This window comes from Ruegeria sp. BG10, from assembly GCF_056538575.1.
The window spans coordinates 1,471,968-1,498,059 of the sequence record NZ_JBQFTI010000001.1 but is presented as its reverse complement, the minus strand read 5'-3'; the positions used below and the strand labels follow the sequence as shown (position 1 = coordinate 1,498,059).

Here is a 26,092-nt window from a genome sequence, read left to right as displayed (position 1 = left end):
CCAAATGGGGGCGTCTGATGGATCGGTTCGACAGGTATGACTGCAGCGGCGGATGTCCGGTCGAGGCCGGTCTGGAACAGATTGCAGGCAAGTGGAAAGGTCTGGTGATCTACCACCTTCTGGGCGGAACGATGCGGTTCAACGCCCTGTCGCGGGCGCTGGGAACAGTGACCCAGCGCAGCCTGACCAAACAGCTTCGCGAACTTGAAGCGGACGGAATCGTTTATCGAAAGGTCTATCCCGAGGTGCCGCCCAAGGTCGAATACAGCCTTACAGATAAGGGGCTGGCGCTGCGCCCGGTGATCGAAGCGCTGGGGGAATGGGGGCAGACCCGGGTCATGGGCGCGGCTGAATAGGGCGGGCCGGATTGCCGACAACTGTTTCACCGGGCGCGACGTCCCTGGTGACGATGCTGCCGGCGCCAACGATGACATGATCGCCGATGGTAACACCCGGCATGAGGATCGCACCGCCCCCGATCCAGACATTATTCCCGATCGTTACCGGATGCGCGACCTCAAGTCCCTGCGCGCGCAAGGTCGGGTCCTTGGCATGTTCGGCGCAGTAGATTTGCACCGTCGGGCCAAGCATCGTGTCGCTGCCGATGCGCACCGGTGCCGTGTCCAGCACCACGCAACCCGCGTTAAGATAGACCCGGTCACCCAGCGACAGGTTCAGCCCATAGGCGCAGTGAAACGGGGCCTCGACAAAACAATCCCGTCCGATGTCGGCAAGCAGCGCCGCCAGTTCAGGCGCGATTTGCCCCCGGTCATCTGGCGGGCAGGTGTTATGGGCGTGAACGGCACGGCGCGCCTGCGCGCGCAGCGCATCCAGTTCGGGATCAAGGCAGCAATACCACTCGCCGGCTTTCATCTTCTCGCGCTCGGTCATGGGCAAGGTCTAGCGCATGCGCAGGGCACCGTCGATCCGGATGACCTCTCCGTTCAGATATCCCATTTCGACGATGAACCCGGCCAAACGCCCGTATTCGTTCGGATCGCCAAGGCGGGCCGGGTTGGGAACGTCGGCGGCCAGTTGCTGCTGAACTTCTTCCGGCAGACCGGCCAGCATCGGGGTCATGAAAATTCCGGGCGCAATCGCCATAACCCGGATACCGGTCGAGGCCAGATCACGGGCCATTGGCAGGGTCATGCCCACCACACCGCCTTTTGACGCCGCATAGGCCGCCTGGCCTTTTTGTCCATCGAAGGCGGCGATCGAGGCGGTGTTGATGATCACCCCGCGCGCACCGTCGGGTTCCGGTTCGTTTTTTGCCATTTCGGCCGCCGCCAGGCGTGACACGTTGAACGTGCCGACCAGGTTGATGTCGATGGTGCGCTGAAACGCGTCCAGCGGGTGTGGGCCGTCCTTGCCCACCGTTTTGATGCCATAAGCGATCCCGGCGCAGTTCACGGTGGCGGTAATCCGGCCCATCCTGTCCATCGCATGCGCGATGGCCGCCTTCACCGACTCCTCGTTTGTCACATCCGTTTGCGCGAAATGGCCGCCGATATCCGCGGCAACCTGTGCGCCGCGCTCGGCGTCGCGATCGAGGATGGTAACCTGCGCGCCCTGGTCGGCAAAATGGCGGGCAGTGGCTTCGCCCAGACCCGACGCGCCGCCGGTTATGACCGCAGCAGTGGTGGTGAGTTGCATGGCGGGCTCCTTCTTTCCGGGATATGAACGTGTGTTCATTTAATCCGGAAGTTGCGATCCTGTCCACAAAATTGACACGCGATAATGGGGGCCAATGCCGTTTCTCAAGGTTTTCTCAGGTGATCTTCAGCGTTGCTTAATGCGCAGGTCTCACATCGATACCAGTGATTTGACGCGTCTCACAGACGCCGGACAAGGAGAGAAATGGTATGGTCAAGAGTGTCAAAGTTGGATTTCCCGCGTTGGTCGCAGCGCCCGTTCTGGCGATAGTGACGGCCGGTGGGGCCGCTGCTTCTGCGCCCGAGATATGTAACTGGAAAACCGCGCGGGACGCCGCAAATCGCGGCGATTACGCAACGATGTGCGAATGCACCCACGTAACCCCAAGCTTTTTGGAGCGGCTGCAAAGCAGGTCGGATTTCGCGACGACACTGCGCAATACCAGCGCGCAATGCCCCGGATTGGCCGCGCTGCTGACAGATCAGCCGACCGGGTCAATCAGCACGTCGGGAACGCCCGGAGAAAACCGCAGCAGCGAGCAGCTTTCGCAGGTCGATCCGGGTAACGGAGGCGGATCGGGCTCTGGTGGCGGCAGCGGTGGCGGCGGAGGTGGAAACCCCGGTGACGGTGGTGGCGGTCCCAGTGACGGCGGCGGCGACCCCGGTGACGGTGGTGGTCCTGGTGATGGTGGCGGCGACCCTGGTAACGGTGGTGGTGGCGACCCCGGAAATGGAGGCGGTCCTGGCGATGGCGGCGGTGGTCCCGGTAACGGGGGCGGCGGACCGGGCAACGGCGATGGCAATGGCGGCAACAATGGCGGCCCGGGCAATGGAAACGGAAACGGTGGGAATAACGGAAACGGCGGCGGCAACAACGGCGGATCGGGTCCGGGCACCGGAAACGGCGGAGGAAATAACGGTCACGGCAACGGCTCTGGCAACGGCGGCGGCGGCCACGGAAACGGCGGCAGTAATGGCGACGGCAAAGGCGACGGAAAAGGCGGCGGCAAGGGCGGCGACGGTAAAGGTGGCGGCAAGGGCGGCGACGGAAAGGGTGGTCACGGTGGCGGCAAAGGCGGCAAGCGGTAAACCCAGCGCGCCGCGCCGGCACAGCGTCAGAAAGGAAATCGGCCACCCAATCGGGTGGCCGTCAGCGTATTGATCGGGTGTTTGCTAGCCTAACTGAACCAGAGCGTGGCGCTTTTTCCCGGCGCTCAGTTTTATTGGTGAGGACAGCGCGCCTGCGTCGATCATCAGCCCCGCATCTGTCAGCGGTGCATCGTCCAGTCTGGCGCCATTCTCGGCAATCAGGCGCTTGGCCTCTTTGCCGGATTTTGCCAGACCCGTTTTGACAATCAGCTGAACGATCGAGGCCGGCAGGTCATCCACAGACAGGGTCACGGTCGGAAGATCGCCCCCAACACCGCCTTTTTCAAAGACTTCGCGGGCGGTGGCTTCGGCCGTAGTCGCGGCTTCGGCCCCGTGCAGCAGGGCAGTGACCTCGTTGGCGAGGCGGATTTTGGCCTCGTTGATCTCGGACCCTTGCAGCGCGGCCAGACGGTCGCATTCATCGACGGGCAGTTCAGTGAAAATCTTCAGGAACCGGCCGACATCGGGGTCAGTCGTGTTGCGCCAGAACTGCCAGAATTCATAGGGGCTCAGCATGTCGCCGTTCAGCCAGACCGCACCGCCCTGAGATTTGCCCATCTTGCGCCCGTCGCTGGTGGTCAGCAGCGGCGTCGTCAAGCCGTAGACCTCGTGTTCCAGCACGCGCCGGGTCAGATCGACGCCGTTGACGATATTGCCCCACTGGTCCGACCCCCCCATCTGCAGCGCGCAGCCATAGCGACGGTTCAGCTCCAGGAAGTCATACGCCTGCAGGATCATGTAGTTGAATTCGAGGAAACTCAGCGACTGTTCCCGATCCAGCCGCGATTTCACGGATTCGAACGACAACATCCGGTTGACCGAGAAATGCCGCCCGATATCGCGCAGGAAATCGAGGTAGTTCAGGCTGTCCAGCCACTCGGCATTGTTCAGCATCAGCGCGCCGGTGTCACCGTCATCATAGGACAGGTAATTGGCAAAGACCTTCTGCATGCCGGCGATATTGGCGGCAATCTGGTCGGGGCCCAGCAGGGGGCGCTCGTCCGACCGGAACGAGGGGTCACCCACCTTGGTCGTTCCGCCGCCCATCAGTGTGATCGGCTTGTGGCCGGTTTTCTGCAGCCAGCGCAGCACCATGATGTTCATCAGGTGACCCACATGCAGCGACTGCGCCGTGGCGTCATAGCCGATATAAGCCGTCTGCACCCCGCTGATCAGCGCGTCGTCAAGGCCCTGATAATCGGTGCAGTCGGCAAGAAAGCCGCGCTCGATCATCGTGGCGATGAAATCCGATTTGGGGTGGTAGGTCATATCGTGCCCTTTGGGTTGATGTTGCGGGGCACTGTATAGGCGGCGGGCCGGGTAAGGAAAAGCCACCTTAATCAAGAAAAATGCGCAAGTTTCAGCTTTTGGTCGGTGGCATGCGGAACGCGAAAAGCATGGCAAGCAGGTTCAGGGCCGCAAGGGCGAAAATCGGTGTCACCGGATCGTGCAGATGCGCCACCGCGCCAAGGATCGCGGCAAAGACCATGCCCACCAGACCGGCGCTGACATCGCCAAGCGCAACAAGATAGGGGCGTTCTTTTTTCGACGTCATTTCGATGACGTAGAGGTAGCGGCCATAGATCACCCCGTTGCCCCCCAGTGACAGCAGCAGGATGACCAGCGCGTAAAGCCATACGTCCTGCGCGTAGCCAAGCAGAGTGAAGACCAGCGCCAGAACCGCAGACAGGGTCGAGATCAGGCATCCCAGCCACATTACCGGTTTGACCGAGATACGCCCGCTGAGCCAACCCCACAGGACGGACCCGATCACCATCCCAAGGCTGGCCGCGATAACGAAATAGCTGAGGGAGTGTTTGGTGCCCACGTGGAACGTGGCCGCGTGGATCGTGTAGAACGGCATGGCCAGTTCCACCGAAACAAAGATCAGGCGCGCCATCAGAAATTTTCGGTACCAGGAATAGGCCATACCGGTTTTGAAGCCGGTTGCCAGTTCCGCCAGCGGTCTGGGTTTCTGTTTCGGGCCGGGGGTGCGGGCCTGTTCCTCTTCCAGCAGGCGGACGCCGGCAAAGCTTATGCCGGCGGCAAACATGGCAAAGACACCGCACCACAGAACGACAATGTGGCGCTGTATGGGCTGGTCCGAGGCCAGCAGGTCGCGCGTGATCCAGACGACAAGAATGGCCAGAATGCCGGAAATAGTGGCCTGCGCGAACACCATCCGGTTGCGCTTTTCCTCGGGGATGGAAATGCCGTAGATCTGGCTGGTGCCCAGGCTGGTGATCCCCTGACACAGCCCCATGATCACTGCCGTCATCAGGAACAACAGCACAATCATCACCTTGGGCAGGCCGGTCGCGAAAAGGGCGACCACAGCCAAAATCGCAGCCGTTAGAATATTGGGGATGTAGACCGCCAGCTTTGCCCGTGTCACGCGGTTGACGAAGGGCGACATGAAAATCTCGGCAATCAGGCGCGAGCCTGTCACGAAAGGCAGCAACATGCCGGCGAAGAATGTCGGTGCCCCCAGGGCAAGGTACAGGAACGGCAGCACCAGATTCGGGTTCACCAGTTGCGAACCGATCGTCGCCAGCGAGCCGGACCAGAAGATCAGTTGATAGTTGCGGCCGTCCGAGGGCTGCTTTTGTGTTCTGGTTTCCGTCATGGCCGTTTTGGGTTGCGCCTGATTTTCGCGGGTGGGATTGGGGTAATGGTTACTCAGGCAGCGATTTCGCGCAACTGTCGCGAACAGCACAGTGCAAAGCTCCTGTGGTTTCATGCGCGCAATCGGCGCCAAAATACGCCCCGGTTGCGCGATGTGGCTTGCGTTGCCACCGGTTGTAAGGGCAGGTTTGGCGCGCCGTACCGGTTGAGCCGGGCGGCAGTACACAAGACAAATGAGGTAAGCGTGAACCGGGCCAGCAGGAAAGTCGGGGCGATCAGAGCCTTGGGAACAATGTCCGGTACGTCAATGGACGGTGTGGATGCAGCCGTGGTCGAGACCGACGGGCACAGGATCATCCGATTTGGCCCCACCGCCTATCGCGCCTATTCCGATGCCGAACGCGCTGATCTGCGCGACGCGCAGGGGCAGTGGCACGGCAGCGCCGTAGACAAGGCCGCCGAACTGGTCACCTTTGCCCATGCCGAAGTGTTGTCCGAATTCGAAGATATCGATCTGATCGGCTGTCACGGCCAGACCCTTGCGCATGATCCGCGCGGGCGTGGCACGTTGCAGGTGGGCGACGGCAAGGGGCTGGCGCAGGCGCTGGGCATTCCCGTCGTCTGGGATTTCCGCAGCGATGACGTGGCCATGGGCGGCGAGGGCGCGCCGCTGGCGCCGTTCTTTCATTTTGCCTGCGCCAAATGGATCGGGGCCGACGCGCCGCTGTGTTTCCTGAACCTCGGCGGCGTGGGGAACCTGACCTATGTTGACCCCAGCTATAACGGCCCCGAAGCGCCCGGTGCGCTGCTGGCATTCGACACCGGTCCCGCCAATGCACCCGTCGACGACCTGATGCAGGCGCGGCTGGGTCTGCCGATGGACCGCGACGGTGCGGTCGCGCGGGGCGGTACGGTCGAAACCGGTGCGCTGGAGTTATTTCTGGCCGAACCCTTCTTTACCCGGATGCCGCCCAAATCTTTGGACCGCAACGACTTTGCCGAGATGATCGGACTGGTCCGGGAACTGGGCAATGCCGACGCGGTCGCCACGCTGACCGGTATGTGCGCGGCAGGTGTGGTGCAGGGGATGGAGCATTGCCCCAAGCCGCCGTCGCGCGTGCTGGTCACCGGCGGTGGGCGCCGCAATCCGGTTTTGATGGAGATGCTGCGCGTGGCGCTGGACTGCCCGGTTGAGCCGGTCGAGGTGGTCGGGCTGGATGGCGATATGCTGGAAGCGCAGGCGTTTGCCTATCTCGCGGTCCGCGTGGCGCGCGGGTTGCCGACCTCTTGCCCCGGTACGACAGGGGTGAAGGCGCTGGTCGGCGGCGGCGTGATCAGTGATCCAGCGACCGCACATAGTCTGCCGTAAACCCGGAATACCCCTCTGACGTGGATTTCAGATGCGCCCGGGTCCAGCGGTGCAGCGCCGGCAGCTGGTGAAAGGGCACATTGGGAAAGGCGTGATGCTCGGCGTGATAGGGCATGTTCCAGGCCAGAAACCGGACGATTCGATTGGTGGAGGTCGTGCGTGAGTTTTCCAGCATATTGGCGACGGGTGGGCAAAGTCCGTGTTCCGCCAACAGGTAAAGCCGGAGGAAGGGTTGGCCCACAAGCACCGGTATCAGCCAGAGCCAGAGCAGAAGCGGCGAATAGAACAGGCTGACCGCGGCGACCGCGTATGCGATCAGCAAGGCGCGCGCTTCCCATCGCATCGCGCGGTGTTGCCGTCCAGGCAGATACGGCGCGTCAATCACGCCGAAGGCATTGCGCAGCAGGACGCGGAGGTTACCGCCCCAATAGGACAAACCGCTGAGATAGACCAGCAGCGCGGGCCAGTGGTCGGGTCTGGGCTTGCCGTCCAGTTCCGGGTCGTTTTGCGGATGATTGGTCCATTTGTGATGGGCCAGGTGAAAATACCGGAACCAAACAAAGGGCAGGGCAATCGGGACCCCGGCCAGATGCCCGACCGCGTCATTCAGCCATGCGGTGCGAAACGGGGTCTTGTGAGTGCATTCATGGCTGAGCGTGAACAGAAAGACCAACAATATGCCCTGCGGCAACAGGAACAGGGGCCAAAGCGGAACCCGGGCGACGATGCAGGCGCTGGTCACCGCAAGCGCAGCGCCAAAAAGCGCCAGATGCCCGAGCCCGGCTGTATCTGACCGGGTTTGCAGGCGGTCCTTCGCTTCGGGTGGAAGCGAAGCGATGAGGGTGCGATGATCCATGCCTCACCCTTGCACAATTCCCATGCCCGTCCCAGCCGGTTTCAGCGATGGTCAACTCGTGCCGGATACCCCGGCTCATTCAGGCAAAGAAATAGATAATACCAACCGCAATAACCGCGGCGACGGCGTTGATGCCCAATATGGCCAGACGCAGTGAGCGACGTTTCTTTTCTGCCAGCGCGACCTCTTCCTCTTCGGGCAGGTCGGTTGGTCCGGCTTCGGGGGTCATCCAGTTATACAGCATCAGACCCGCAAATGCGGCGTATGGGGTCAGGACAAGAAATAGCCCGGTGGCGTTGTATCCATCGGGCCCGGGCGTCAGCACCTTGAAAAGATATCCGCTTCCAAGAAATTTGATCATCAGCAGATGCAGCAAAACGAACCCGCCGATCGTCACGACAACAAGGTGCCTTCTGTTGCTGCGGCCAAGGCGGTCGTTCCGGCGCATGCGGTTTTCAACAAGTTTCGACAGGCTGAGGGTGAACAGGTCGATCAGGCCGAGGATCAGGACAATCAGGGGAATGAATGAGATGAAAACATAGGCGCCCGCTTCGCTGCCGATATTGTCGTTGCTCAGAAAGAAATACCCGACAGTGACCAGTAACCCAACGGTGCCCAGACCGAGTTTCAGCCACATGAATATCTTTTGCACGTCGCGGTTTGCACGCATTCCGACGTAATTCAGATGATGCTCGCGGTGGTTCGGTTCCGTCATCGCGGGAAGGTCCAAATGATTGAAATAATGCCTGGTCAGGCTGGCACGCATTCCGCACCAGCGTAACCGGCCGGGTTTGGCGCGGTAAAAAATTGTGGTTTATCTGCCATAGGTTGCGGGCTTACCCGCGCGGAATATCAAAGCCCGGTTCGGCCAGTTCGAACCCCTCGAACTCGAACCCCGGTGAGACGGTACAACTGACCAGCGTATACTCTCCGGTCGAACGCGCCGCTTGCCAGTGATCGCGCGGCACGATCAGCTGCGGTGCGCCCTCAGTCAGATCGGGGGTGAGCAGATGATCGCGGGCAGGGCCCTGTTCCGTGGCGCTTAACGACAGGATCAGCGTGGCCCCGGCATGATAAAGCCAGATCTCGGTCGCGTCGACGCGGTGCCAGTGGCTGCACTCGTCGGCCTGCAGCAGGAAATAGATGCAGGTGCCGGTGGCGCGGCCCTCGTTATCGGCGCGCCATGTTTCACGGAACCAGCCGCCTTCGGGATGGCGCTGAAGATTCAGGTGATCGATGATCTCTTGTGCGGTCATAGGCCCCTCGTGGATTTCGGGTGATTATGCACGGGGCCGCGCGATCCGCTATGGTATTCGTGTGGATGAGGAATATGTTTGCCACATGACCCTGATGATCCCGTTTGACAACAGCTACGCCCGCCTGCCCGACAGCTTTTTTGCGCGACAGGCCCCGGTTCCCGTGTGCGCGCCGCGACTGATTGCGTTCAACGATGATCTGGCACGGATCTTGCGCGTCACTCCGGGCGACGTGCACGAGATGGCCGACGCCTTCGCCGGGAACGCGCTGCCCGAAGGGGCCGAACCGATTGCGCAGCTGTACTCGGGTCATCAGTTCGGCAGCTATAACCCGCAGCTTGGGGACGGGCGCGCCGTTCTGCTGGGCGAAACGGTCGGGGCTGATGGTATCCGGCGGGATATTCAGTTGAAAGGTTCCGGACCGACACCGTTTTCCCGGCAGGGTGACGGGCGCGCATGGCTGGGTCCGGTGCTGCGCGAATATGTGGTCTCCGAAGCAATGCACGCGCTGGGCATCCCGACCACACGGGCGCTGGCCGCCGTCGAAACCGGCGAGAGCGTTCTGCGCGAGGGGCCGCTACCCGGTGCCGTGCTGACCCGCGTCGCCCAGAGCCATCTGCGCGTCGGCACGTTTCAGGTCTTTGCCGCGCGCGGGCAAATGGACAGCCTGCGCCGCCTGACGGATTACGCCATCGCGCGCCACTATCCCGGTGTCGAAGGACCAATGGGCCTGCTGCGCGCGGTGGTCGAGGCGCAATCGCGGCTGATTGCGCAGTGGATGAGCGTGGGGTTCATTCACGGGGTGATGAACACGGACAATTGCTCGATTGCCGGAGAAACCATTGATTACGGCCCCTGCGCATTTATGGACAGCTATCACCCCAACACGGTCTACAGCTCAATCGACCGGATGGGGCGGTATGCCTATTCCAACCAGCCTGACATCGCAGTGTGGAACGCGGCGCAACTGGCCACAGCGCTGATCCAGCAGATGGATGACAAAGAAGCAGCCGTGGAAGAAGCGACCGAGATCGTGCACGCCATGCCCGACTTGCTGCAGGAAAACTGGCTGGCGCGGTTCCGGGCGAAGCTCGGGCTTTTGCAAGAGGAAGAGGGCGATTCCGAGCTGATCTCGGACCTGCTGGTGCGAATGGCCCGGAATCAGGCCGATTTCACCAACACGTTCCGTGCGCTGGGCAAGGACAGCGCGCGGGATCAGTTCACCGACCCGGAGGCGTTTGATGGCTGGGCGGAGGGCTGGAACGCGCGTCTGACGCGCGAGGATGATCCAGCCTGCGTTCTGGCATCGGCCAACCCGGCCTTCATTCCCCGCAATCACCGGGTCGAGCAGATGATACAGGCTGCAGTTCTGGGGGATTACGAACCGTTCCACCGGCTGAACGCGGTATTGTCGCGCCCCTATGAGGACCAGCCCGACGCCGCAGACCTGACGCGCCCCCCGACACAGAACGAAGTTGTTCATGCGACATTTTGCGGGACATAAGGCTGACGCTGGTCGTTCGAAGTGTCCGCTATGCGCGCATAATCTCCAGCACTGCGGCGCTGACGATCAGGATGGCGCCCAGCAACTCTCGTAACCCGAAGGGTTCGCCTGACAGCGCCGCGGCTGAGGCCAAGCCGACGATCACCTCGCTCATCAGCAGCAACCCGACGCGGGCCGGGGACAGCCTGGTCGCCGGCCAGATCGTCATGAACACCATCGGCAGGATGTAGAGGGCGGACAAGGCGACGAATTGCAGAACCCAAAGATACTGCGCCTCGTCAATCTCGGGCAGAACAGGTCCGCGTAAAAAGGCCAGACCGAACAGAGACAGGATCAGCGCGCCGAGGACAAAAGCAAAGACCTGACCTGAGACCGATATATTGCCGGCCCTGTACAGACCCAGCGTCCCAAGCGCCCAGCAAACCCCCGATGCCAGCGCCAGCCAGTCGCCTGTGTTTTGTGGCCAGGGCACGAACCCCGCGCCACCCAGAACGACGAACAACCCTCCGATCCCGCAAATCAGCCCGGCGATGCGGCCGACGCTCAGACGCTCGCCCAGAAACAGCACGCCCAGAATCGTTCCCCAGATCGGGGTCAGGTAAAACAGCAGGATCGAGCGGACGACCTCGGTGTAGACCAGGCTGATCGAATAGAGGCTGAAGGCCGCCCCCGTGAACATCCCGCTGATCATCAGGTCGCGCCACTGAAGGGCCAATGACAGCCGGTCGCGCCAGATCAGCGGAACAAGCACGATCAGTGCCGATGTGTACATCGCGATCCCCGGCCAGGGGCCGGTCAGCCCGAGGTCAAGAAAGAACCGGACCGGAATCCAGTAGAGGCCCCACATCATACCGCCGATCACCAGGGTGATGCTGGCCCAGGTGCCGCTGTCCGATCGTGCTTCGTTCGTTGCCATTGTTGCTCCGTTACAGGCGGCACGCGGTTCCGGGATAGAGCGTTCGGGCACCGGCGATCAAGCGAAACCACCCCGCACAACCGCCGCGCGCGTTTCCTGCCCACTTCCTGAGCGCAGAGGTTGCAGAACGCGACAACTTCGGAGATTGCACCGCCTTGCTGCGCGAAATGGGGTTGCGCCTCGTGGCGAGCATGGCACTTTTACTGCCAATCGTCTGTCCGGAACCCAATGAAACCAAACTCGACCCTGCGCATTGCCAGCTACAACATTCAGAAATGCGTCGGGCTTGATTTCCGGCGGCAGCCGCAGCGCATATTGCAGGTGATCGAAAGCATGCAGGCCGATATCGTTGTGCTGCAGGAGGCCGACAAGCGCCTGCCGCCGCGTCCCGCTGCCCTGCCGCATTTCATGCTGGACGAGGCAGGGTGGCAAATCGTCGATCTGGGCGGCGCGGGCAGTCTGGGCTGGCATGGAAACGCGGTGATCTGGCGGGGCGACCCGATCCGCGTGCGGCAAACCGGGCATCATGATCTGCCGGGGCTCGAACCCCGGGGGGCTGTGCGGGTCGAGTTTGACACGCAGATCGGCCCCCTTCGGGTGATGGGAATGCATCTGGGTCTGCTGCCCGCATCGCGGCGTCAGCAGATCACGCATATCCGGCGTTGCGACGCCGACCTTGATCACATGCCCACGGTGTGGGCCGGGGATTTCAACGAATGGTCGCGGCAACCGGTTCTGGATCACCTTGCCCCGGACATGCGGTTCCTGCCGCCGATGCCCAGTTATCCGGCGGCGCAGCCCCTGGGCGCGCTGGACCGGATCGCGCTGGGCACCGGGCTTGAGGCGGTGGTCCATGGCGTGCACGACGCGCGTCCGGCGCATATCGCCTCGGACCATCTGCCGGTCTGGGCGGACCTGCGTCGGGTCGCCTGAGAGGCAATTCCCCTGTGGCGCCAGCCGCACAGACGTATTAAGACAGAGAACCGAACCAAGCCGAGGGTCACTTATGTCCGACACGATCATCGCTCGTTGCGAAGCCAAAGGTCTGCGCATGACGGGACAGCGCCGCACAATCGCGCAGGTGTTGCAGCAGAGCGAGGATCACCCGGACGTTGAAGAACTGTATGCCCGCGCCTCGGAAGTGGATTCCGGGATTTCCATCGCCACCGTCTATCGCACCGTGAAACTGTTCGAAGAGGCCGGGATTCTTGAGCGACTGGAATTCGGCGACGGGCGCGCGCGCTATGAAGACGCCGAGCGCGACCACCATGACCACCTGATCGACATGCAGTCCGGAGAGGTGATCGAATTCGTCGATCCCGAGATCGAGGCGTTGCAGGAAAAGATCGCCGCCAAGCTGGGATACAAGCTAAAGGGCCACCGGCTGGAACTGTACGGCGTTCCGCTGGAACAGGACTGACCCATCACAAAACGCGAACGGCTATCGCACGGGAAATCATGTTTCCTGCGTTCAAAACGCTTGCCAGATCGGGCGACTTCCGCTTTTGGTGCGGGTTAGTGGCGGCAATTCGGGCCGCGGGATTCAACGGACACGACCATGAACAACGTAAACGGCATTTTGCTGGTCGTCGGCGCGATGGCGGCTTTTGCGCTTGAGGATATGTTCATCAAGCACCTGTCGGTCAGCATTCCGACCGGTCAGATCATGGTTGTGCTGGGCCTGGTATGCGGCTTGATCTTCGCGGTCATGGCCGTAGCCACGCGCAAACGCATTTTTGATGCCGCCGCCTGGCAGACTCTGCCGCTGATCCGCGCCGCCTGCGAAGGTGTGGGTGCCGTGGCCTTTGTCACCGCGCTGGCTCTGGTCGACCTGTCGACCGTTGCGGCGGTGTTTCAGGCCATGCCGCTGGCCGTGACCATGGGCGCGGCGCTATTTCTGGGCGAGCAGGTCGGCTGGCGACGGTGGAGCGCCATCGGCGTCGGCTTTGTCGGCGTTCTGATGATCATTCGACCGGGGCTCGACGGATTCCAGCCCGAAACCCTGTTTGTGGTCGCCAGCGTCGTCGCCATCGCCGCACGTGACCTGATCACGCGCCGGCTGGACGCGCGCGTGGCTTCGGCTGTCGTGGCCCTGCAGGCCTATGGGGCCGTTACGCTGGCCGGGCTGGCGCTGATCGTCTTCAACGCGCAACCGCTGGTCGCGTTCGGTACCGGGCAGATTGGGCCGCTGATCGGCGCAATCGGGTTCGGGGTTCTGGGCTATTACGGGATCGTCAGCGCGATGCGGGTTGGGGATGCCTCGGCCCTGACCCCGTTCCGCTATACGCGGCTGGTCTTTTCGATTGCGGCAGGCATGATGATGTTCGGCGAACGCCCGGATCAGATGACACTGGCCGGCGCGACTCTGATCATCGGTTCAGGGCTTTACACCTTTCTGCGCGAACGGCGACTGGCGCAACAGATGGCGGTTGCCGCGACCTGACGGATCGTCGCAGGTTGGCGCAAACACGCGCCCTGTAACGTGTTAGCGATAACATCAGCGGTTTACTTTTTGCCCGTTGATGCTATGAGGCATGCAACCGAATGCAGCCACAGGGACGGGCATCATGAGCACCATCATCGACATCCACGCACGCGAAATTCTGGACAGCCGGGGCAATCCGACGGTCGAAGTTGATGTGATCCTGGAAGACGGCACCATGGGCCGTGCGGCTGTGCCTTCGGGCGCATCCACGGGCGCTTACGAAGCAGTGGAAAAGCGTGACGGTGACAAAGCGCGTTACATGGGCAAGGGCGTGCTTGAGGCCGTGGCCGCCGTGAACGGCGAGATCGCCGAGGAACTGGTGGGCTTTGACGCGACCGAGCAGGTCGCCATCGACGAGGCGATGATCGAACTGGACGGGACCGAGAACAAGGGCCGTCTGGGCGCAAATGCCATTCTGGGTGTCTCGCTGGCCACCGCCAAGGCCGCCGCGGATTTCACCACGCAGCCGCTGTTCCGCTACGTTGGCGGCACCTCGGCCCGCGTCCTGCCGGTGCCGATGATGAACATCATCAATGGCGGGGAACACGCCGACAACCCGATCGACATTCAGGAATTCATGATCATGCCCGTCTCGGCCGCGAACATCCGCGAGGCGGTCCGCATGGGATCCGAAGTGTTCCATACACTGAAAAAGGAACTGTCGGCCGCCGGTCTGGCCACCGGTGTGGGTGACGAGGGCGGCTTTGCCCCCAATATCGCCAGCACCCGCGAGGCATTGGATTTCATCCTGAAGTCCATCGAAAAAGCGGGCTACAAGCCGGGCGAGGAAATCCACCTCGCACTCGATTGCGCCGCAACCGAATACTACAAAGACGGCAAATACGTTCTGTCGGGCGAAGGCAAAAGCCTGACGTCGGAGGAAAACGCGGCCTATCTGGCGGCGCTGGTCGACGATTATCCGATCATCTCGATCGAAGACGGCATGTCCGAGGATGACTGGGACGGCTGGCGCGCTTTGACCGATGCCATCGGGGACAAGGTGCAGCTGGTCGGCGACGACCTGTTCGTCACCAATCCTGAACGTCTGGCCCAGGGGATCAAGAACGGCTGCGCCAACTCGATGCTGGTCAAGGTCAATCAGATCGGGTCGCTGACCGAAACCCTGCGCGCCGTCGATATGGCCCACCGCGCGCGTTACACCAACGTGATGTCGCACCGCTCGGGCGAGACCGAAGACGCCACCATTGCCGATCTGGCCGTGGCAACCAATTGCGGTCAGATCAAAACCGGCTCGCTGGCGCGGTCGGACCGGTTGGCCAAGTACAACCAGCTGATCCGTATCGAGGAATCGCTGGGCGAAGTTGCAGAATATGCAGGGGCTTCGATCCTGAAGCGCTAAATGGTATCCTGATCCCCGGATTTATTTGAGGATCAGGTTTTGATTAGTGTCATAGAGCCAGAAACGCCGGAGCATTTCGATGCGATCCGGCGTTTGTGCTGGGATTACCGGGAATTCCTGTTGTCGCTGGATTCCAAGTCGCAGCGGATCGTACGCACGATCTATCCGCGTGACAAATACGCCCGCGTGATGGACGCCATCGAAGCAGAGCATACCCCGCCGAACGGTGGTGCGCGGCTGGTGTTGAAAGATGAGCAGCCTGTCGGGTGCGGCATGTTCCATACACTGGAACCCGGTATCGCCGAGATCAAGCGGGTGTATGTGCACGAGGATGCGCGCGGCTCGGGGGCGGGTTTCGCGATCATGCAGGCTCTGGTCGAAGCCTGCCGAAATCAGGGGTTTGACTATATCCGGATGGACACCGGAATACCCCTGCAAAAGGCAATTCGCCTGTACCTGTCGATGGGATTTGAGCTGCGGGACGCCTATGCGGAAATTCCCGATTTTGCCGAAGGTCACCTGCTGTTTTTCGAGATGTCCCTGCGTCCGGAACCGGCGGGATAGCAAAAGTCCGAAATAAATTTGCAGCGTTACCCCTTGTAATCGTTTCGGAAAATGAAATAAGCCGAAAAAATTCTGCATAAACGCACTTTTGTGTGAACTTTTACCTATTTGTCAGCTTTGGATGTCTCGTACCCTGTCGACAGGACAGAAAAGGAGAATACCATGACTGGTTCAAGATTCCTTCTCGTAGCGTCGGTAATCAGCACAGTATTTCTGGCGGCCTGTGCGGGCCCGGATACATATCCGATAACCGGAGATCCGGTGTCTTCATCCGACCCGGTTCGGAACATGGAATCGGCCACATACATTTATCGTGGCGAAGCCCGGTAAGGGGATACGCATTGGGGGCACGGGCTGAAACGCCCGTGTACTGTTTCAGGATCAGAGCTTTTTGCTCATCAGCATATACCGATCCCGCTGTTTGAAGCCCGTACGCAGATACAATCTCTGCGTCGCTTCGTGCGAGCGGTCGACCTCAAGGTGAAGGGCGGTCAGACCGGCCCCGGCCAGCGCCTTGGGCAGGTCCATCAGCACCTCGGTGGCGATACCGCGGCCGCGGACAGCGGGACGAATGTAAATCTCATCGACAAAGCCGTCCATGCCACCAAACTCGACCGACCAGCCAAAAGTCAGGATGATATAGCCCAGCGGCGCGCGGCCCGGGCCAATCAGATAGACACACCCATGTGGAATGCCTTCCAGCAGCGGCAGCAGGGCTTCGCGGCGCTGGTCGGAATCCTGCGTGATGCCTGCCTCGGCATGAAACGAGGCGACCAGACCCATCAGGCGGTCCAGATCCTCGGGGCGGGCAAGTCTCAGCGCGGCGCTCATAGCCGGGCCAGCCGTTCGGTCAGCAGGGCAAAGAACCCGTCGGCATCCACTTCACCCATGAACATCGCATTGGGCGCGTGGTCGGTGACACGCCACCAGTCTGCGACGGTCATTCCCAGCGTCAGGTCGGATTGGGTTTCGATCTGCACGTTGATGTGGCGGCCGGTGAAAAGATCGGGGCGGATCAGGTAGGCGGTGACGCAAGGGTCATGCAGCGGCGCACCTTCCGAGCCATATTTCTCGATATCGAAACGTTCGAAAAAATCTGTCATCTCGGCCACAGCATGACCGACTTTGCTGTCGAGTGCGCGGAAGGCGTCGTTGCGCTGTTTCGTGACCAGCGCGTCATGGGTGACATCCAGCGGCATAACCACGATGTGAACGCCGGATTTGAACACGATATCAGCCGCTTCGGGATCGACGTAAATGTTGAACTCGGCAGCGGGTGTGATGTTGCCGACCTCGAAATATGCGCCACCCATCAGCACGATTTCCTGAACCCGGTCGACGATATCGGGGGCTTTCTGGAATGCCGTGGCAATGTTGGTCAGCGGCCCCAACGGGCAGAGCGTTACCGTGCCCGGTTCGTGCGCGCGCAGCGTGTCGATGATGAAATCGACACCGTGACCGTCGGCCAGCTGCATTTCCGGATCGGGCAGGACCGGGCCGTCCAGCCCGGTTTTGCCATGGACATGTTCTGCCGTGACCAGAGGCCGGCTGAGCGGGCGGTCACATCCGGCATAGACCGGGATATGCGTGTGCCCGGCCAGTTCGCACACAATGCGCGCATTCTTGGCGGTCAGCGCCAGCGGCACGTTTCCGGCAACGGCTGTGATGCCCAACACCTCAATCTCTTCGGGGCTGGCCAGCGCCAAAAGGATGGCGACGGCGTCGTCCTGTCCGGGGTCAGTGTCGATGATGATCTTACGGGGGGGCATGGTCGTCTCCGGGGGTCGTGAAGGTGGGACACTCGCAACTGTCACCGCGCTTGTCTAGCCGAATTTCGCGTCAGCCGCTGCATCCACAGGCGGGAGTTTGCCATTGGCGCGGTGTTCCTCGGTTTTGACCTCGTCCCACAGCGCGTCCATCTCCTCCAGGGTGCTTTGGGACGGCGTTTTTCCCCGGTCGGCCAGCCGCGCCTCGACCTGTTCAAACCGGCGGGTGAACTTGGCGTTGGTGCGGCGCAGGGCGGCCTCGGGCTCGATGCCCAGGTGGCGGCCCAGATTGACTATGACGAACAGCAGATCGCCGAATTCGTCCTCCAGCGCGTCGGCATCCTTGCTGTTGCGGGCCTCTTCCAGTTCGGCGGCCTCTTCCGTGATCTTGGCCAGCACGTGGCTGGCGTCCGGCCAGTCGAACCCGACACGCGCCGCGCGTTTCTGCAGCTTGTGCGCCCGCAGCAGGGCGGGCAGGTTGGCGGCAACCCCGTCCAGCGCGCCTTTCTGCGCCTTGCCCGCGCGCTCGGCAGCTTTGATGGTTTCCCAGTCCAGCGTCTGCTGTTCGGCGGACTTGTCTCGGGATTCGTCACCGAAGACATGCGGGTGACGGTCAACCATCTTGTCCGACATGGTGCGCACCACGTCCTGAAAGGTGAAATGCCCGGCCTCTTGCGCCATTTGCGCGTGGAACACGGATTGGAACAGCAGATCGCCCAACTCGCCCTTCAGTTCGTCCCAGGCCTGGCGCTCGATGGCGTCGGCGACCTCATAGGCTTCTTCGATGGTATAAGGGGCGATGGTGCCGAAATCCTGTTCGATATCCCACGGGCAGCCCGATTTCGGGTCGCGCAGGCGGCGCATGATTTCCAGCAGCCGCTCGATACCCGCGTCGCTGTCATGGATCAGAGGATTTTCGGCCATTGCGAACCCTTTCGTTCCGGTGTCAGATGCATCCATCCCGCAGTCCTGATCAGGAGTCCACCCCAGATGCCCGTCGTCAACCGAATTGCCGATTACTCAGCCGATATGGCCGCATGGCGCCAACATTTGCATTCGATCCCCGAGCTTGAGTTCGAATGCTACGAAACGGCGGCGTTTGTCGCGGACCGGCTGCGCGAGTTCGGCGTCGACGAGTTGCACGAAGGCATTGCCACGACCGGGATCGTGGCGATCATCAACGGGCAGAGCGCGGGGCCGACAATCGGATTGCGCGCCGATATGGACGCGCTGCCGATCCCCGAGGAAACGGGTGTTTCCTATGCTTCGAAAAACGCCGGCAAGATGCATGCCTGCGGCCATGACGGCCACACGACAATGCTGTTGGGGGCGGCGCGCTATCTGGCCGAGACGCGGAATTTCGCGGGCCGCGTGGCGTTGATCTTTCAGCCCGCCGAGGAAGAGGGCGGTGGCGCCGGCGTGATGGTGGACGAGGGGATCATGGACCGGTTCGACATTGCGCAGGTCTACGCGCTGCACAATGCGCCGGGTCTGGCCGAAGGCGCGTTTCATACCACGCCGGGGCCGATCATGGCCGCAGTCGATACGTTCGAAATCCACATTCAGGGCGTCGGCGGCCACGGGGCCATGCCGCATGAAACCCGCGATCCGGTGATGGCGGCCTGCGGCATCGCGCAGGCAATCCAGACGATTGTCAGCCGCAACCATTACGCGCTGGACGATCTGGTGGTGTCGGTCACGCAGATCCACACCGGTACGGTGAACAACGTGATCCCGGATACCGCATTCATCAACGGAACCGTGCGTACCTTCGATCCGAAGGTGCAGCAGATGGTGATCGAACGGATGCAGCAGATCGTGCAGGGGCAGGCGACCTCTTACGGGGTCGAGGCGCGGCTGGACTATCAGAAAAACTATCCCGCAACGATCAATGACGGCGACAAGGCCGACTTTGCTGCCGCCGTGGCCCGGGACGTGTCCGGTGCCGGGCGTGTGGTCGACAATATGGGCCGCGAGATGGGGGCCGAGGATTTCTCGTACATGCTGCAGTCGCGGCCCGGCGCCTATCTTTTCCTCGGGCAGGGCGAAGGGGCCGGGTTGCATCATCCGAAATACAATTTCAACGACGACATCGCGCCGGTGGGGGCTTCGTTCTTTGCGCGGATCGTCGAAAAAGCGCAGCCGCTGGGCTGACGGGGGAAAGCGATGGCACTGGAAGACGCAAAGACGCAGGTGGACGAAGCTTTCACCAACCCGGATCTGAAGGGGCTGTCTTACGAAAACACGTTTGGCGGGGCCACGTCGTTCCTGCGGCGGCTCTATACCAAGGACCTGAATGGCGTCGATATCGCCGTGACCGGGGTGCCCTTTGATCAGGCGGTGACCAACCGCCCCGGCACCCGTCTGGGACCGCGCGCGATCCGTGAGGCCAGCGCGCTACAGTCCCCCGATGCGCCCTATGGATGGCCGTTCGATGCGCTGAGCGAACTGGCCATCGTAGATTACGGTGATATGGCCTATGACTATGCCAATATCCCGGCCTTTCCCGATACGCTGACTGATCACATCCGCACCATTCTGGCGGCTGACGTGGCCTCGGTCACGCTGGGCGGGGATCACTATATCAGCTTCCCGATTCTCAAGGCCTATGCCGAGAAATACGGGCCGATGTCGCTGTTGCAATTCGATGCCCATACGGACACCTGGGCCGATGACGACATGAGCCGCGTCGATCACGGGACAATGTTCTACAAGGCGGTGAAATCAGGGATCGTCGACCCCAAACGCTCGGTTCAGGTGGGGATACGCACCACCAACGAGGACACGCTGGGCGTCAACATCATCGACGCGCGCGAGGTCTATGAATCCGGTCCTGCCGCGGCGGCGCAAAAGATCAAAGGCATTCTGGGCGACAGCCCGGTTTACCTGAGCTTTGACATCGACGGGCTGGACCCGGCTTTCGCACCGGGCACCGGAACACCTGTTTGGGGCGGGCTGACCTCGATCCAGGCGCAGATCATCTTACGGGATATTGCCGGGATCAACATCAAGGGCGGGGATGTGGTCGAAGTTTCGCCGCCGTTTGATACATCCGGCGCCACGGCGATTGCTGGAGCGCATGTCGCGACACAGATCATCTGTCTGCTTGGGTGGAACAAGCTGGTAAAGCCTTAACTATTGATTAGGCATAATCCCGGTATGTGCTTGATGAAGGACCGGACGGGAGAAATACAGGCATGGACAAGTTCAATCAACCGATCAGCGGCAATGATCTGGCGCGGTTTTCCGGGCCGAACACGTTCATGCGTTTGCCGCAGGCCGAGTCTCTGGTCGGGCTGGACGTCGCCGTGCTGGGGATTCCGATGGATATCGGCACTTCCTGGCGGTCGGGCACGCGGTTTGGGCCAAAACAAATCCGCAGCGAAAGCGCGATGATCCGGCCTTATAACATGGCCACATTCGCGGCGCCGTTCGACAGTCTGCAGATCGCGGATATCGGTGATCTTGCGATCAATACGTTCTCATTGTCCGACAGTCTGAAAATCATCAGGGAAAGCTATGACGCCATTCTGGCGCAGGGGGTGACCCCGGTGGCGATGGGGGGCGATCATTCGATCACCCTGCCGATCCTGCGCGCGATCGCCGCCAAACACGGGCCGGTGGCGCTGGTGCATGTGGATGCCCATGCGGACGTCAATGACGAGATGTTTGGTGAGCGTGAGACCCACGGCACCGTTTTCCGCCGGGCCTACGAAGAGGGCCTGATCGTCCCGGACAAGACGTTTCAGATCGGCATCCGGGGCTCTGGCTATGCAGCGTCGGATTTCACCGAAGCCAAGGGCTGGGGGTTCCGCCAGTTCCCCGCGTGGGAGCTGTGGCAACAGAACCTGACCGTCATCGGCGCGCAGATCCGCAAGGATATCGGCGAACACCCGGTATACGTAACCTACGATATCGACAGCCTTGATCCGTCCTTTGCGCCGGGCACCGGCACGCCCGAGATTGGCGGCCTGACGACGCCGCAAGCGCTGCAATTGATTCATGCGCTGAGGGGGATGAACGTGGTGGGCTGCGATCTGGTCGAGGTGTCCCCGCCCTATGACCCCTCGGGCAATACGGCGTTGACAGCGGCGAACCTGCTGTTCGAATTGCTGTGCATCCTGCCCGGCGTGACGTCACGGTAGGCGGCAGCGCATCTTGTCGACCTTCCCGATCCGAATATGGTTGGCCGCGAATTTGGCGCGGGGATGAGGAAGATGGTGCTTTGGTCGATTGTTTGTCTGCTGGCCCTGTTTGCCGGTTATATCCGCCTGGCCCCGACAGACCCTGCCCATTGGCATGTGGCCCCCAAGGCTGACACCGACCGCGACATGAAGGGCGGCGTGATCCGCGTGGTCGAATCCGGCGCGGACGGGTTGGAAAGGCTGCACGCGGTGGCCAGTGCGACACCGCGCACGTCAGTTCTGGCCGGATCGGTCGAAGAAGGGATGATTACCTACGTCACCCGAACCAAAGCACTCGGCTTTCCGGACTACACGACGGCCCAGCAGGACGGCGATTTATTGCGCGTCCATGGTCGGTTACGATTTGGCAGGAAAGACTTTGGTGTCAATCGGAAACGGGTCGACGGGTGGCTGGCTCTGCTGCAGCCCTGACGACAAACACCCCTCCTGCACCTCGCGCCACATCGGCACGTTCAGCGACATCTGGCATTGCGCCATGAACATGCGGCCATCGACCTGCAGGCAGATCATCTCGCCCAGTTCGACCCGCGTGCCGGATTTGTCGGTGCAATAACAGTCCTGCACTTTGCCGCCGGGGCCGACCACATCGGCCACGGCAGGCATAGCGCACAGCGTAAAAACAAGAACCAACCGTTTCATGTGCAGAATCTTAGCACAGGGACAGCCCTTGACCAAAGCCCCGGATTAAGAGACACCGCGCGGATGATCCCCGAAGAACGCCTTGAACAGATAACCCAGCGATTCCAGTACCTCGAAGCGGCCATGGCAGATGGCGCCTCGGGCGGGGATATCGCGGCGCTGGCCAAGGAGTATTCCGACCTCAAACCGGTGGTCGATCAGATCATGGCCTGGCGGCAGTTGGTGGCCGATCTGGCCGAGGCCGAGGCGATGCTGACCGACCCGGACATGAAGGAACTGGCCGAGGAGGAAATCCCGGGGCTTCAGGCCCGCATCCCCGAGGCTGAACATGCACTGCAACTGGCGCTTTTGCCCAAGGACGCGGCGGATGCGCGGCCGGCAATGCTGGAAATCCGGCCCGGTACGGGCGGGGATGAGGCCGCCCTGTTCGCGGGCGATCTGCTGCGCATGTATCAGCGCTATGCCGAAGCGCGGGGGTGGCGGTTCGAGATTATCGAAGAACAGGCCTCGGACCTGGGCGGCATCAAAGAGGTCGTGGCCCATATCAAGGGCGAGGGTGTCTTTGCCCGCATGAAATACGAATCCGGTGTGCATCGGGTGCAACGGGTGCCGGAAACCGAAAGCGGCGGGCGTATCCATACCTCGGCGGCAACCGTGGCGGTTCTGCCCGAGGCCGAGGATGTGGACATCCAGATCGACGCAAATGACATCCGTATCGACACCATGCGCAGTTCCGGCGCGGGCGGGCAGCACGTGAACACCACCGACTCGGCCGTGCGGATCACGCACCTGCCCAGCGGGATCGTCGTGACCAGTTCCGAGAAATCCCAGCACCGCAATCGCGAGATCGCCATGCAGGTGCTGAAGACGCGGCTCTATGATCTGGAACGCCAGCGCATCGACAGCGAACGGTCGGCGGACAGGGCCAGTCAGGTCGGGTCGGGGGATCGGTCCGAACGTATCCGGACCTACAACTTTCCGCAGGGCCGCATGACCGATCACCGCATCAACCTGACCCTGTATAAGCTGGATCAGGTAATGCAGGGCGATCTGGACGAGGTGATCGACGCACTGACCGCTGATGATCAGGCGCGGCTGCTGGCAGAGTTGGCGCAATGATTGCGGCACAGACGGCAGCACAGGCGATGGTCGCCGCAACCGCACGCCTGCGGGCCGCCGGCATCGCCGATCCGGCGCGAGATGCGCGGGTCCTGCTGGCCCACGCGGCACGAATCGAGGCCAGCAGGGTTACCCTGATCGCGCCCGAGGAACTGTCGCCGGAAATTGCCGAACGCTATGATCAGCTGATTTCATTGCGGGCCATCCGGGTACCGGTCTCGCATTTGCTGGGCGAGCGCGAATTCTACGGCCGCAGGTTCCGCGTCAGCCGGGACGTGCTGGACCCGCGCCCGGAAACCGAGACGCTGATCGAGGCCGCGCTCAGCGAGCCTTTTGACCATGTGCTGGATCTGGGCGTTGGGTCAGGCTGTATCCTGATCACGCTGCTGGCCGAACGCGGCAGCGCCACAGGCGTGGGGGCAGATCTGAGCGAAGCGGCCTGCCTTCAGGCCAGCGCCAATGCGGTGCAGCATCAGGTGCAGGAGAGGGTCGAGATTCTCCGTTCAGACTGGTTTGAGGACATTCAGGGCCAGTTCGACCTGATTGTTTCGAATCCGCCCTATATTTCGCTGTCCGAGATCGGGGACCTGTCCCCGGAAGTGCGCGAGCACGAGCCGCGCATGGCCTTGACGGACGAGGGCGACGGGCTGGGTGCCTACCGCAGGATCGCGGCCTCGGCCCCCGATTTTCTGATGCCGGGCGGGCGTTTACTGGTCGAGATTGGACCAACGCAGGGCAAAAGCGTCTCAGCACTTTTTGATGCGGCGGGTCTGATCGAAACGCGGATCATTCCCGATCTGGATGGCCGTGACCGCGTCGTTGTCGCCAGAATGCCGCAGTAACGGCGTGTTCTGAGGCCGAAAAGCGCCGATTGATGTAAAAAAGCTGCGATTTTTTGGACAAACCCCTTGTCTGTACGCGCAGGACATGTTTACTCAGGATTAGTCGGCGAGGTTGACGCTGTTACAGCGCACCCCTGACGCCAAGCCCAAAAAAGTCGATGACGCGTTACGGCACAAGCCACTGAGCAGCGTAAGGTACGGGTTGATCGACAGTGAATTGATAAGGCTGACGTAAAGTAAGATGAGATCTTCCAAATCCCGCTCGCGGGCCAAGAACAACCGCAATCGTCCTTCTGGCGGCAATGTCGTAAACCGGGTTTTTGACAGCTCGGGCCCCGAGGGCAAGGTGCGTGGCACTCCGCAGCAGATCATTGACAAATACAACCAGTTGGCGCGCGACGCCCAGCTGTCGAACGACCGCGTGGCGGCTGAGAACTTTCAGCAGCATGCCGAGCACTATCTGCGGATGCTGAGCGAAGCGCAGCGCGAGATCGAAGCGCGCCGCGAAGAGCAGGAGCGCCAGAACCGCGAGCGTCAGGCCGAGCGCGACCGCGAACGCGCCGAGCGTCAGGAACGTGAAACGGCCCGTCAGGCGGACCCGGCCGAAGCGCCGCAACCCGATGTCATGGACTTCGGGGCTGAGCCTGCGGCACCGGAATCCGGTCTGGTCGAAACGCCGGAAAGCAAAGACGGTGCCGAAGCAGCCGAGAAGCGAGAAAAACCTGCACGTCGCCCGCGCACTCGCAAGCCCAAGGCCGCGCCCGCGACGGCTGAGGATGCCCCCAAGACAGGTGGCGACGCGCCGGAGGCGGCTGAGTAAGCCAGCACTACAGCAAGATTGTGAAACACCCCGGGCTCCCGCCCGGGGTTTTCTTTTGGGGCGTCAGTTTTTCTGAACTTCGCGCGCCAGTGCGCAAAACGCCTCAAGCGGAATTTGCTCGGCGCGTTCCGTCGGTTTTATCCCGGCAGCCACAAGACGGTCCTCGATATCCGGGGCGACGCCCTTCAGCGAGGCGCGCAGCATCTTGCGGCGCTGGTTGAAGGCGGCGGCAACAACCCGGGACAGGGTTGCGGCGTCGGCGGGATAGCGTGGCTGGGGCAGGGCGGTCAGGTGGACCACCGCGCTGGAGACCTTGGGCGGTGGGGTAAATGCGCCAGGGGGCAGGGACAAAGCAATGCGCGCCTCGGCCCGCCACTGGGCAAGGATGGCGAGGCGGCCATAAGCTTTGCTGCCGGGCTGGGCGACGATGCGCTCGGCGACCTCGCGCTGGAACATCAGCGTCAGGCTCTGCCAGAAGGGCGGCCATTCGGCCGGGGTCAACCAGCGCACCAGAAGCTCGGTGCCGACATTGTAAGGCAGGTTTGACGCGATGCGGATCGGCGGGGTCAGGTGCGCCAGCGGGTCGATTTCCAAGGCGTCGCCATTTATGACCTCAAGCCGTCCGGGATAGGCTGCGGCGATCTCGGACAGGGCGGCGATACAGCGTGTGTCTTTTTCCACCGCCACGACCCTGCGCGCGCCTTCGGACAGCAATCCGCGTGTCAGGCCCCCGGGGCCGGGGCCAATTTCCAGTACGTCGCATTCCGTCAGATCACCGGCCTGACGGGCGATCTTTGCCGTCAGGTTCAGGTCCAGCAGAAAGTTCTGGCCCAGAGATTTGCGCGCCGAAAGCTGATGTTTCGCGATGACCTCGCGCAGAGGGGGAAGGGTGTCGATTGCGCTCATGATACGGTTACCGTGGCGCGAGGCAGGGTCGCAGCGCCAGAGATTTATTGCCTTTG

At 61.8% G+C, this 26,092-nt stretch carries 29 protein-coding genes; 16 read left to right on the top strand and 13 right to left on the bottom strand.

Going from position 1 to position 26,092, the window contains the following annotated elements; genetic code table 11:
* The first annotated feature begins 17 nt into the window (after positions 1-17).
* Positions 18-356, top strand: coding sequence for a winged helix-turn-helix transcriptional regulator (locus tag ACR0D8_RS07390; protein WP_480645533.1), 339 nt, complete (start codon positions 18-20; stop codon positions 354-356).
* Here the strand turns inward: ACR0D8_RS07390 and ACR0D8_RS07385 are convergent.
* A complete protein-coding gene (locus ACR0D8_RS07385; RefSeq protein WP_480645532.1) occupies positions 337-891 on the bottom strand; it encodes a sugar O-acetyltransferase in 555 nt (184 codons plus the stop codon). The genes ACR0D8_RS07390 and ACR0D8_RS07385 overlap by 20 nt on opposite strands.
* Positions 892-900: 9 nt before the next feature.
* Positions 901-1,656: a 3-hydroxyacyl-CoA dehydrogenase gene (locus tag ACR0D8_RS07380; RefSeq protein WP_480645530.1), complete on the bottom strand. Its 756-nt coding sequence runs from the start codon at positions 1,654-1,656 to the stop codon at positions 901-903.
* Between the two features lie 209 nt (positions 1,657-1,865).
* Here ACR0D8_RS07380 and ACR0D8_RS07375 point away from each other — a divergent pair, with 209 nt between their 5' ends.
* Positions 1,866-2,744: a hypothetical protein gene (locus ACR0D8_RS07375; RefSeq protein WP_480645529.1), complete on the top strand. Its 879-nt coding sequence runs from the start codon at positions 1,866-1,868 to the stop codon at positions 2,742-2,744.
* An 84-nt stretch (positions 2,745-2,828) separates the two neighbouring features.
* Here the strand turns inward: ACR0D8_RS07375 and tyrS are convergent, their stop codons facing one another.
* Complete coding sequence (tyrS, locus tag ACR0D8_RS07370) at positions 2,829-4,073, bottom strand: tyrosine--tRNA ligase (protein WP_480645528.1); 1,245 nt, start codon at positions 4,071-4,073, stop codon at positions 2,829-2,831.
* A gap of 91 nt (positions 4,074-4,164) precedes the next feature.
* Positions 4,165-5,520, bottom strand: a complete 1,356-nt coding sequence (locus ACR0D8_RS07365) for an MFS transporter (protein WP_480645526.1) — start codon at positions 5,518-5,520, stop codon at positions 4,165-4,167.
* A gap of 201 nt (positions 5,521-5,721) precedes the next feature.
* On the opposite strand from ACR0D8_RS07365, the gene ACR0D8_RS07360 reads away from it, so the two are divergent.
* Entirely contained in the window at positions 5,722-6,798 is a 1,077-nt protein-coding gene (locus ACR0D8_RS07360) for an anhydro-N-acetylmuramic acid kinase (protein WP_480645525.1), read from the top strand.
* On the opposite strand, the gene ACR0D8_RS07355 is transcribed toward ACR0D8_RS07360, so the two are convergent.
* The 3 genes from ACR0D8_RS07355 to ACR0D8_RS07345 form a co-directional block, all read right to left on the bottom strand.
* Positions 6,764-7,654, bottom strand: coding sequence for a fatty acid desaturase (locus tag ACR0D8_RS07355; protein WP_480645524.1), 891 nt, complete (start codon positions 7,652-7,654; stop codon positions 6,764-6,766). The genes ACR0D8_RS07360 and ACR0D8_RS07355 overlap by 35 nt on opposite strands.
* A gap of 79 nt (positions 7,655-7,733) precedes the next feature.
* Positions 7,734-8,369, bottom strand: coding sequence for a hypothetical protein (locus tag ACR0D8_RS07350; protein WP_480645523.1), 636 nt, complete (start codon positions 8,367-8,369; stop codon positions 7,734-7,736).
* Positions 8,370-8,490: 121 nt separating this feature from the next.
* Positions 8,491-8,910 (bottom strand): cupin domain-containing protein, encoded by a 420-nt coding sequence (locus tag ACR0D8_RS07345; RefSeq protein WP_480645522.1) that lies wholly within the window; start codon positions 8,908-8,910, stop codon positions 8,491-8,493.
* 85 nt (positions 8,911-8,995) lie between these two features.
* On the opposite strand from ACR0D8_RS07345, the gene ACR0D8_RS07340 reads away from it, so the two are divergent.
* Positions 8,996-10,414 (top strand): protein adenylyltransferase SelO, encoded by a 1,419-nt coding sequence (locus ACR0D8_RS07340; RefSeq protein ID WP_480646373.1) that lies wholly within the window; start codon positions 8,996-8,998, stop codon positions 10,412-10,414.
* Between the two features lie 28 nt (positions 10,415-10,442).
* Here the strand turns inward: ACR0D8_RS07340 and ACR0D8_RS07335 are convergent, their stop codons facing one another.
* Entirely contained in the window at positions 10,443-11,330 is an 888-nt protein-coding gene (locus tag ACR0D8_RS07335; protein WP_480645520.1) for a DMT family transporter, read from the bottom strand.
* Between the two features lie 228 nt (positions 11,331-11,558).
* On the opposite strand from ACR0D8_RS07335, the gene ACR0D8_RS07330 reads away from it, so the two are divergent.
* The 5 genes from ACR0D8_RS07330 (at position 11,559) to ACR0D8_RS07310 (ending at position 15,739) form a co-directional block, all read left to right on the top strand.
* The gene (locus tag ACR0D8_RS07330) at positions 11,559-12,263 is read left to right on the top strand and encodes an endonuclease/exonuclease/phosphatase family protein (protein ID WP_480645518.1); all 705 of its coding nucleotides are present in this window, start codon (positions 11,559-11,561) and stop codon (positions 12,261-12,263) included.
* Between the two features lie 73 nt (positions 12,264-12,336).
* Positions 12,337-12,750: a Fur family transcriptional regulator gene (locus ACR0D8_RS07325; protein WP_475161288.1), complete on the top strand. Its 414-nt coding sequence runs from the start codon at positions 12,337-12,339 to the stop codon at positions 12,748-12,750.
* A gap of 138 nt (positions 12,751-12,888) precedes the next feature.
* A complete protein-coding gene (locus tag ACR0D8_RS07320) occupies positions 12,889-13,773 on the top strand; it encodes a DMT family transporter (protein WP_480645516.1) in 885 nt (294 codons plus the stop codon).
* 124 nt (positions 13,774-13,897) lie between these two features.
* Positions 13,898-15,175, top strand: a complete 1,278-nt coding sequence (gene eno / locus ACR0D8_RS07315) for a phosphopyruvate hydratase (RefSeq protein ID WP_480645515.1) — start codon at positions 13,898-13,900, stop codon at positions 15,173-15,175.
* Positions 15,176-15,214: 39 nt separating this feature from the next.
* Positions 15,215-15,739 (top strand): GNAT family N-acetyltransferase, encoded by a 525-nt coding sequence (locus ACR0D8_RS07310; RefSeq protein WP_480645513.1) that lies wholly within the window; start codon positions 15,215-15,217, stop codon positions 15,737-15,739.
* Between the two features lie 381 nt (positions 15,740-16,120).
* Here ACR0D8_RS07310 and ACR0D8_RS07305 read toward each other — a convergent pair whose 3' ends face one another.
* Genes ACR0D8_RS07305 through mazG form a run of 3 tightly spaced genes read right to left on the bottom strand, consistent with a single transcriptional unit; the run spans position 16,121 to position 18,429 of the window.
* Positions 16,121-16,570: a GNAT family N-acetyltransferase gene (locus ACR0D8_RS07305; protein WP_480645512.1), complete on the bottom strand. Its 450-nt coding sequence runs from the start codon at positions 16,568-16,570 to the stop codon at positions 16,121-16,123.
* Positions 16,567-17,508 carry a nucleoside hydrolase gene (locus ACR0D8_RS07300; RefSeq protein ID WP_480645511.1) on the bottom strand — a complete coding sequence of 314 codons (942 nt, stop codon included), beginning with the start codon at positions 17,506-17,508 and terminating at the stop codon, positions 16,567-16,569. Before ACR0D8_RS07300 ends, ACR0D8_RS07305 begins: the two co-directional genes overlap by 4 nt.
* Positions 17,509-17,562: 54 nt before the next feature.
* Positions 17,563-18,429: a nucleoside triphosphate pyrophosphohydrolase gene (mazG, locus tag ACR0D8_RS07295; RefSeq protein ID WP_480646371.1), complete on the bottom strand. Its 867-nt coding sequence runs from the start codon at positions 18,427-18,429 to the stop codon at positions 17,563-17,565.
* Between the two features lie 66 nt (positions 18,430-18,495).
* Here mazG and ACR0D8_RS07290 point away from each other — a divergent pair, with 66 nt between their 5' ends.
* The 4 genes from ACR0D8_RS07290 to ACR0D8_RS07275 all read left to right on the top strand — a co-directional run bounded on the left by ACR0D8_RS07290 (position 18,496) and on the right by ACR0D8_RS07275 (position 22,121).
* Entirely contained in the window at positions 18,496-19,659 is a 1,164-nt protein-coding gene (locus ACR0D8_RS07290) for a M20 aminoacylase family protein (protein ID WP_480645510.1), read from the top strand.
* 12 nt (positions 19,660-19,671) lie between these two features.
* A complete protein-coding gene (gene speB / locus ACR0D8_RS07285; protein WP_480645508.1) occupies positions 19,672-20,640 on the top strand; it encodes an agmatinase in 969 nt (322 codons plus the stop codon).
* A 62-nt stretch (positions 20,641-20,702) separates the two neighbouring features.
* The gene (gene speB, locus ACR0D8_RS07280) at positions 20,703-21,650 is read left to right on the top strand and encodes an agmatinase (protein WP_480645507.1); all 948 of its coding nucleotides are present in this window, start codon (positions 20,703-20,705) and stop codon (positions 21,648-21,650) included.
* 63 nt (positions 21,651-21,713) lie between these two features.
* Positions 21,714-22,121: a DUF1499 domain-containing protein gene (locus ACR0D8_RS07275; RefSeq protein WP_480646369.1), complete on the top strand. Its 408-nt coding sequence runs from the start codon at positions 21,714-21,716 to the stop codon at positions 22,119-22,121.
* On the opposite strand, the gene ACR0D8_RS07270 is transcribed toward ACR0D8_RS07275, so the two are convergent.
* Complete coding sequence (locus tag ACR0D8_RS07270) at positions 22,047-22,349, bottom strand: hypothetical protein (protein WP_480645505.1); 303 nt, start codon at positions 22,347-22,349, stop codon at positions 22,047-22,049. The two genes, ACR0D8_RS07275 and ACR0D8_RS07270, sit on opposite strands and share 75 nt — an antisense overlap.
* A gap of 63 nt (positions 22,350-22,412) precedes the next feature.
* On the opposite strand from ACR0D8_RS07270, the gene prfA reads away from it, so the two are divergent.
* The 3 genes from prfA to ACR0D8_RS07255 all read left to right on the top strand — a co-directional run bounded on the left by prfA (position 22,413) and on the right by ACR0D8_RS07255 (position 25,130).
* Positions 22,413-23,468, top strand: a complete 1,056-nt coding sequence (gene prfA, locus ACR0D8_RS07265) for a peptide chain release factor 1 (protein WP_480645504.1) — start codon at positions 22,413-22,415, stop codon at positions 23,466-23,468.
* Positions 23,465-24,310 carry a peptide chain release factor N(5)-glutamine methyltransferase gene (gene prmC, locus ACR0D8_RS07260; RefSeq protein ID WP_480645502.1) on the top strand — a complete coding sequence of 282 codons (846 nt, stop codon included), beginning with the start codon at positions 23,465-23,467 and terminating at the stop codon, positions 24,308-24,310. The genes prfA and prmC overlap by 4 nt, the downstream gene beginning before the upstream one ends.
* 241 nt (positions 24,311-24,551) lie before the next feature.
* Positions 24,552-25,130: a DUF4167 domain-containing protein gene (locus tag ACR0D8_RS07255; RefSeq protein WP_480645500.1), complete on the top strand. Its 579-nt coding sequence runs from the start codon at positions 24,552-24,554 to the stop codon at positions 25,128-25,130.
* 63 nt (positions 25,131-25,193) lie between these two features.
* Here the strand turns inward: ACR0D8_RS07255 and rsmA are convergent, their stop codons facing one another.
* Positions 25,194-26,036, bottom strand: coding sequence for a 16S rRNA (adenine(1518)-N(6)/adenine(1519)-N(6))-dimethyltransferase RsmA (gene rsmA, locus ACR0D8_RS07250; RefSeq protein WP_480645499.1), 843 nt, complete (start codon positions 26,034-26,036; stop codon positions 25,194-25,196).
* Positions 26,037-26,092 lie beyond the last annotated feature (56 nt).

Coding starts and splice junctions, on each gene's coding strand:
- ACR0D8_RS07390 (WP_480645533.1), top strand. CDS start 18: ATGGATCGGTTCGACAGGTATGACTGCAGCGGCGGATGTCCGGTCGAG.
- ACR0D8_RS07385 (WP_480645532.1), bottom strand. CDS start 891: ATGACCGAGCGCGAGAAGATGAAAGCCGGCGAGTGGTATTGCTGCCTT.
- ACR0D8_RS07380 (WP_480645530.1), bottom strand. CDS start 1,656: ATGCAACTCACCACCACTGCTGCGGTCATAACCGGCGGCGCGTCGGGT.
- ACR0D8_RS07375 (WP_480645529.1), top strand. CDS start 1,866: ATGGTCAAGAGTGTCAAAGTTGGATTTCCCGCGTTGGTCGCAGCGCCC.
- tyrS (WP_480645528.1), bottom strand. CDS start 4,073: ATGACCTACCACCCCAAATCGGATTTCATCGCCACGATGATCGAGCGC.
- ACR0D8_RS07360 (WP_480645525.1), top strand. CDS start 5,722: ATGTCCGGTACGTCAATGGACGGTGTGGATGCAGCCGTGGTCGAGACC.
- ACR0D8_RS07355 (WP_480645524.1), bottom strand. CDS start 7,654: ATGGATCATCGCACCCTCATCGCTTCGCTTCCACCCGAAGCGAAGGAC.
- ACR0D8_RS07350 (WP_480645523.1), bottom strand. CDS start 8,369: ATGACGGAACCGAACCACCGCGAGCATCATCTGAATTACGTCGGAATG.
- ACR0D8_RS07345 (WP_480645522.1), bottom strand. CDS start 8,910: ATGACCGCACAAGAGATCATCGATCACCTGAATCTTCAGCGCCATCCC.
- ACR0D8_RS07340 (WP_480646373.1), top strand. CDS start 8,996: ATGACCCTGATGATCCCGTTTGACAACAGCTACGCCCGCCTGCCCGAC.
- ACR0D8_RS07335 (WP_480645520.1), bottom strand. CDS start 11,330: ATGGCAACGAACGAAGCACGATCGGACAGCGGCACCTGGGCCAGCATC.
- ACR0D8_RS07330 (WP_480645518.1), top strand. CDS start 11,559: ATGAAACCAAACTCGACCCTGCGCATTGCCAGCTACAACATTCAGAAA.
- ACR0D8_RS07325 (WP_475161288.1), top strand. CDS start 12,337: ATGTCCGACACGATCATCGCTCGTTGCGAAGCCAAAGGTCTGCGCATG.
- ACR0D8_RS07320 (WP_480645516.1), top strand. CDS start 12,889: ATGAACAACGTAAACGGCATTTTGCTGGTCGTCGGCGCGATGGCGGCT.
- eno (WP_480645515.1), top strand. CDS start 13,898: ATGAGCACCATCATCGACATCCACGCACGCGAAATTCTGGACAGCCGG.
- ACR0D8_RS07305 (WP_480645512.1), bottom strand. CDS start 16,570: ATGAGCGCCGCGCTGAGACTTGCCCGCCCCGAGGATCTGGACCGCCTG.
- ACR0D8_RS07300 (WP_480645511.1), bottom strand. CDS start 17,508: ATGCCCCCCCGTAAGATCATCATCGACACTGACCCCGGACAGGACGAC.
- mazG (WP_480646371.1), bottom strand. CDS start 18,429: ATGGCCGAAAATCCTCTGATCCATGACAGCGACGCGGGTATCGAGCGG.
- ACR0D8_RS07290 (WP_480645510.1), top strand. CDS start 18,496: ATGCCCGTCGTCAACCGAATTGCCGATTACTCAGCCGATATGGCCGCA.
- speB (WP_480645508.1), top strand. CDS start 19,672: ATGGCACTGGAAGACGCAAAGACGCAGGTGGACGAAGCTTTCACCAAC.
- speB (WP_480645507.1), top strand. CDS start 20,703: ATGGACAAGTTCAATCAACCGATCAGCGGCAATGATCTGGCGCGGTTT.
- ACR0D8_RS07275 (WP_480646369.1), top strand. CDS start 21,714: ATGAGGAAGATGGTGCTTTGGTCGATTGTTTGTCTGCTGGCCCTGTTT.
- ACR0D8_RS07270 (WP_480645505.1), bottom strand. CDS start 22,349: ATGAAACGGTTGGTTCTTGTTTTTACGCTGTGCGCTATGCCTGCCGTG.
- prfA (WP_480645504.1), top strand. CDS start 22,413: ATGATCCCCGAAGAACGCCTTGAACAGATAACCCAGCGATTCCAGTAC.
- prmC (WP_480645502.1), top strand. CDS start 23,465: ATGATTGCGGCACAGACGGCAGCACAGGCGATGGTCGCCGCAACCGCA.
- ACR0D8_RS07255 (WP_480645500.1), top strand. CDS start 24,552: ATGAGATCTTCCAAATCCCGCTCGCGGGCCAAGAACAACCGCAATCGT.
- rsmA (WP_480645499.1), bottom strand. CDS start 26,036: ATGAGCGCAATCGACACCCTTCCCCCTCTGCGCGAGGTCATCGCGAAA.